The organism is Pantoea anthophila, assembly GCF_006494375.1.
GTDB classification, from domain to species: domain Bacteria; phylum Pseudomonadota; class Gammaproteobacteria; order Enterobacterales; family Enterobacteriaceae; genus Pantoea; species Pantoea anthophila.
Genome location: NZ_VHIZ01000033.1, coordinates 1 through 5,211, shown reverse-complemented (window position 1 = coordinate 5,211; position 5,211 = coordinate 1). Strand labels below are relative to the sequence as shown.

Here is a 5,211-nt window from a genome sequence, read left to right as displayed (position 1 = left end):
CCAAAGCAATGAAAAAACAGAAATTCTTTTATCAAGTGGTGAAGAAGGTAAATCAGTATTGTGGCTAAACCCTGAAGCTGAATTGAACCTAAATCAGAATTGAAATTTCCTGGCTTTTTATTCATGTTTACATGAATTGCGTTAAAGGCGCCTAGATATAAATAAAAAAAAGCCCTCCAGGTGGAGGGCTTCTGAGCTTATAAAATGATTAATTTTCTAACCACTCAGTGTGGAATACACCGTCTTTATCAATGCGTTTATAGGTATGCGCACCGAAGTAGTCACGCTGCGCCTGAATCAGGTTAGCAGGCAGGACTTCTGAACGATAACTGTCGTAGTAAGCAATCGCTGCAGAGAAGGTCGGCGTCGGGATACCGTTCTGGATGGCGTAAGAAACGACGTCACGCAGTGCCTGCTGATATTGATCCGCGATATCTTTGAAATAAGGCGCCAGCAGCAGGTTAGCAATACCCGCGTCTGCTTCATAAGCATCGGTGATCTTCTGCAGGAACTGGGCACGAATGATGCAGCCAGCACGGAAAATCTTCGCGATTTCTCCGTAGTGCAGATCCCAGTTGTTCTCTTCTGATGCCGCACGCAGCTGTGAGAAGCCCTGGGCATAAGAGACGATTTTACCCAGGTACAGAGCACGACGAACTTTCTCGATAAACTCAGCTTTATCGCCGGTGAAGGCCTGCGCCTGTGGACCGCTCAGGACTTTAGACGCCGCGACACGCTGGGTTTTCAGCGAAGAAAGATAACGCGCGAAGACAGACTCGGTGATCAGGGACAGAGGTTCGCCGAGATCCAGCGAGCTCTGGCTGGTCCACTTACCGGTGCCTTTGTTCGCTGCTTCATCCAGAATCACATCAACAAGGTATTTACCGTCTTCATCTTTCTTGGTGAAAATATCTTTGGTGATGTCGATCAGGTAGCTGCTCAGCTCGCCGTTGTTCCAGTCGGTGAAGGTTTCAGCCAGCTCTTCATTGTTAAGACCCAGCGCACCTTTCAGCAGTGCGTAAGCTTCAGCAATCAGCTGCATGTCGCCATATTCGATGCCGTTGTGAACCATCTTCACATAGTGACCCGCGCCATTAGGACCGATGTAAGCCACACAGGCTTCGCCATCTTCGGCACGTGCTGCAATCTTATCCAGGATTGGCGCAACCAGCTCATACGCTTCTTTCTGGCCACCAGGCATGATAGATGGGCCTTTCAGTGCGCCCTCTTCCCCACCGGAAACTCCGGTACCGATGAAGTTGAAGCCCTGGTCAGACAGCTCTTTGTTACGACGGATAGTATCTTTGTAGAAGGTGTTACCACCATCAATCAGAATGTCGCCTTTATCCAGGTGTGGAGTCAGAGAGGCGATAGTCTTATCGGTCGCTTCACCCGCCTGAACCATCAGCAGGATACGACGAGGTTTTTCCAGCGATTCGACAAACTCTTCAACGGTGTAAAAAGGAGCAAGTTTCTTGCCCGGGTTCTCAGCGATGACTTCATCAGTCTTTTCGCGTGAACGGTTGAAGATTGAAACAGTGTAACCGCGGCTCTCAATGTTAAGAGCCAAGTTGCGGCCCATCACTGCCATACCTACAACGCCGATTTGTTGCTTAGACATTAGTTACTCCTGTCAGGTGTGAATTCCAACTCGAAAGGTGGATTGTTAGTTGAGCCATGTTAACTCAGCATAAATATAAGTGCACAGCAGAATTAGCAATTAAATATACAGAAAAATCAGAATGCGCATTAAGTAACAAAAAATTGAGTCAACCTGCTCAATATTTCGGCACCGGAATTAACTGCGCATAAGTGAAGTTAATCTTCCTAATCCTTCAGTTAATGAGACTGATGGCGCCCAACCAAGGTGATTTTTCGCTCGCTCTACTGATAAAATATTACTTGGAACATCTACATTTCTCGATTCAGAATAGGTGACAATTGATTTGCTTGAGGTCAATTCAAAGAGCAAGTCAATTAATTCATTCAATGATGTGCCTGTAGAACTTCCAATATTGAACACTTTTTCATGGCCGCTATAACTAAGCGCTGCGGAGAAGGCAGTCGCAACATCATCAATATAAACATAATCTCTGACTACCGAGCCATCACCCCATATTTCCAGGGGAGCGTTCTGCAGCATTTTATGTAAGAAAATACCTACTGCACCCTGTGGCCTATTAATATTCTGTCCCGGTCCGTAAGGGTTACTAAGTCTAAGTGAAATGCTCTGTAAACCGTAAAGATCACTATATAAACTAAGATATTTCTCAACCGTCAACTTCATGATTCCGTAAGAACACCTAGGGTCCAATAAAGAGTGCTCATCGATATTGTCATCATGTTTTCCGTAAATAGTACCGCCAGAGGAAGCAAAAATAATCTTTTTACATGTCGTCGACTGCTTCATTGCCTCTAACAAATGAATTACCGGAACAAGATTCTCAAGGATATCTCGTTCAACGTTTTCATTTGAAGGTTGCGGTAATAAAGTTGAAACCAGGTAGATAACAGCATCAACATCAGATATCAGAGACGTGAAATCACATTTAATGACATCAACTTGACTATATCGGCTATAAAAGGCGTGTAAAGCCGAGTCAGCTTTATCAGCAGCAATCACGAAATATCCATCGGCCATAAGTTGGCGGCATATATTCTGACCAATGAACCCATTGGCTCCAAGTACAAGTACTTTTTTCACTCTGCCAGCCTCTTTAAAATGTTTACCAACTTCAATCCTTCATCTTCCCAGCTTGTACTGTTAGCAAACTCAATACCATTCTTGCGTAACTGTGCAATCTTGTCGGAGTCATGCAACAGCTCACCTATTTTGTCAGCCATCTCTACAGGATCACTACTGGTAAGCTGAGCATTGTTATTATTCAAAAGCCATTCGACGTTAGGACCTTCATTTGAAACAACGACACATCCACACGCCATAATTTCAAGAGGTAATAATGAAAGATTCGTGTAAGAAAGAACTAATGCGAGATCGCATTTTGAATATACATCAGGTAACTCCTCAAGGGATAGCAAACCTGCATTAAGGAAAGGATGATCGAATTTGAAATCATTCATATCCCAACCGGCAAATATAAATTCAACGGCAGGATTTTGCGTAGCGACCCTATCGAGAGCGATAAGAGCCGTTTCCAAACCTCGCCGAATGGTAGGTGGGCGAAAGTAACAAAAAACTCTTTTTTTGCCATCACCAAGTACAGGGTGAGGAAAGTAGAGTTCTCGATCATATGAAAAACCTATTTCATGAGTCTTCATTCCATAATCATGGTTAAGTTTACTGGCTAACCAATTCCCAGCGCATACACCTGTAAAGCCAAACTTATATGTTTGTTCGGCAAATGCATATTCACTTCCGCCAGCATAAAAAGAGGGCTCAAAATCCTGGACAAAATATAGTTTGTGCAGTGTACGTTTGAATGCTCGAAGATAATAAGCCGTTGTCCAGCCTGTAGCGAAACTAAACTCAGCTTCAGGTAATGATTCTATGCCAAAAAAAACCTCAGCATCCATTTTAAAAAAATGTTCACTGATCAAAGCCTTTGCTTTTTCGGGTGATGAATGACGATGAGAACCAACAAGACAGATATTATTTTTGTATCCATTACGCTCTAACATTGTAATGAAACGAAAAATATTAAGGTGTCCACCTGAACCAACACCAAAATCAGGGATAAGCCAATTGATGGTGTTTTTGGCAGCGTAGCTATTAAGTGCATCAGCTACTCCCACATCTTGAAAAGTTATAAATTCATAAAATCCAATAACATCTCTTTTGTTGAATATATTTATAGCACTGGATAGCGGAACACCATTGATAGTTGTATCTTTACTTTTTAATTTACGATATACGCGAGTTAAAACGCCACGAACACCCTCATCTTTATGAACTCTGGCAACCATTGATAAAATCGTTCTGATTGTCATATTACTTCCTTTTAATAGAGTTATCGAGCGAAACTAAGCGAAATATAGTTTTATTGTTAGTGAAGTTATTACCCAGATAATATCCAGATTGCTTCAAAAAATGCATAGCAATGATGTTTAATGTCGATTTAAGACTGCTATGATATAAAACACTCTTTAAATATTTAACATCACGACGCGAGCAAGCTTGAGTCTGATAAAATACATTCAAAATACTCGGGCAAATATTATAATCAAATAGCTTTTTTAGCGCTCGCGATTCGTCATAAGATCGACGAAATGTCTGTCCGAGGCTGTAATTATGTGAATGGTAAACAATTGCATCATCTGCATAAGCTTTCTTATATCCTTTTTCAATGATCTCTTTTGCCCATAGCTGATCTTCAGCAAAATCGACTTCAGGATATGGAATTTTATTCCAGACACTCTTACGTAATGCTGCATTATTATCAGAGAAATAGTGTAACCATTGACGGTAACCAACATCTTTTGCGTAGCGCTCTTTATCATCCAGCCAAACAATTTTTTTTCCAGCATGGAAATTGTCAAAATGTAATGCAATGTCTCTTTTGGTAAAGGGCGAGGCTGACTCATATGCGTCATGTCGGCCGAAAACACCCGCAATAGCTTCATCCCCAAAGAAAGGAGCTATCATACTTTGTAACCAGCAATCGTTTTTAGGAAGGGCATCATGAGTGATCATAGCAACAAACTCTCCAGAAGACTCAGAGACAGCATAGTTGCGGGTCTTACCATGGCCAAAATCAGCAGGTTTGATTGAAAGCAATTTTATTTTGTTTGATTTCAAATCATTAATAAACTCCAGTGTTCCATCCGTAGAACCAGAATCTACAACTATCACTTCATAACTAAAATCGGTTTTTTGATTTAAAACCGCTGGCAATACCGACCTGAAAATAGCGCCCGGATTTTTAGTCAGAATACAAACGGAAACCAATGGCAAAGGCTGAACATTCATTTTTTAACCTTATGAATTAGTGCTTTAAATCTTTTTAAGATTTTTAACGTGCGGTATGCTTTCTTGCCGGAACGAGTTTTCTTTGCGAACTGAATGAATTTTATATATCTTTCAATTTTTAAAGCATAACTCTTAATAATATTATCCTGCTGTATAAGTTGTTCTTTTAGACTAGCATTTTCTTCTTTGAGATATATTAACTCTCGATCGTCATGATTCCGATTTATTTCAAGCTGCCAGGCCTTATGAACTTCAAGCAGCTGTTCTTCAGTTCTGAATCTTCG

The 5,211-nt window shown here is 41.3% G+C and carries 5 protein-coding genes; all 5 read right to left on the bottom strand.

The window, feature by feature from the left end:
* Positions 1–208 precede the first annotated feature (208 nt).
* Positions 209–1,621 (bottom strand): NADP-dependent phosphogluconate dehydrogenase, encoded by a 1,413-nt coding sequence (gene gnd / locus FJW00_RS06060; protein WP_140923279.1) that lies wholly within the window; start codon positions 1,619–1,621, stop codon positions 209–211.
* A 177-nt stretch (positions 1,622–1,798) separates the two neighbouring features.
* Positions 1,799–2,704: an NAD-dependent epimerase/dehydratase family protein gene (locus FJW00_RS06055; protein ID WP_181405356.1), complete on the bottom strand. Its 906-nt coding sequence runs from the start codon at positions 2,702–2,704 to the stop codon at positions 1,799–1,801.
* The gene (locus tag FJW00_RS06050; protein ID WP_140923277.1) at positions 2,701–3,948 is read right to left on the bottom strand and encodes a glycosyltransferase family 4 protein; all 1,248 of its coding nucleotides are present in this window, start codon (positions 3,946–3,948) and stop codon (positions 2,701–2,703) included. Before FJW00_RS06050 ends, FJW00_RS06055 begins: the two co-directional genes overlap by 4 nt.
* A 1-nt stretch (position 3,949) precedes the next feature.
* Entirely contained in the window at positions 3,950–4,927 is a 978-nt protein-coding gene (locus FJW00_RS06045) for a glycosyltransferase family 2 protein (RefSeq protein WP_140923276.1), read from the bottom strand.
* A partial coding sequence (locus FJW00_RS22295) for a hypothetical protein (RefSeq protein ID WP_181405355.1) occupies positions 4,924–5,211 on the bottom strand: 288 nt, incomplete at its 5' end. The genes FJW00_RS06045 and FJW00_RS22295, both read right to left, overlap by 4 nt.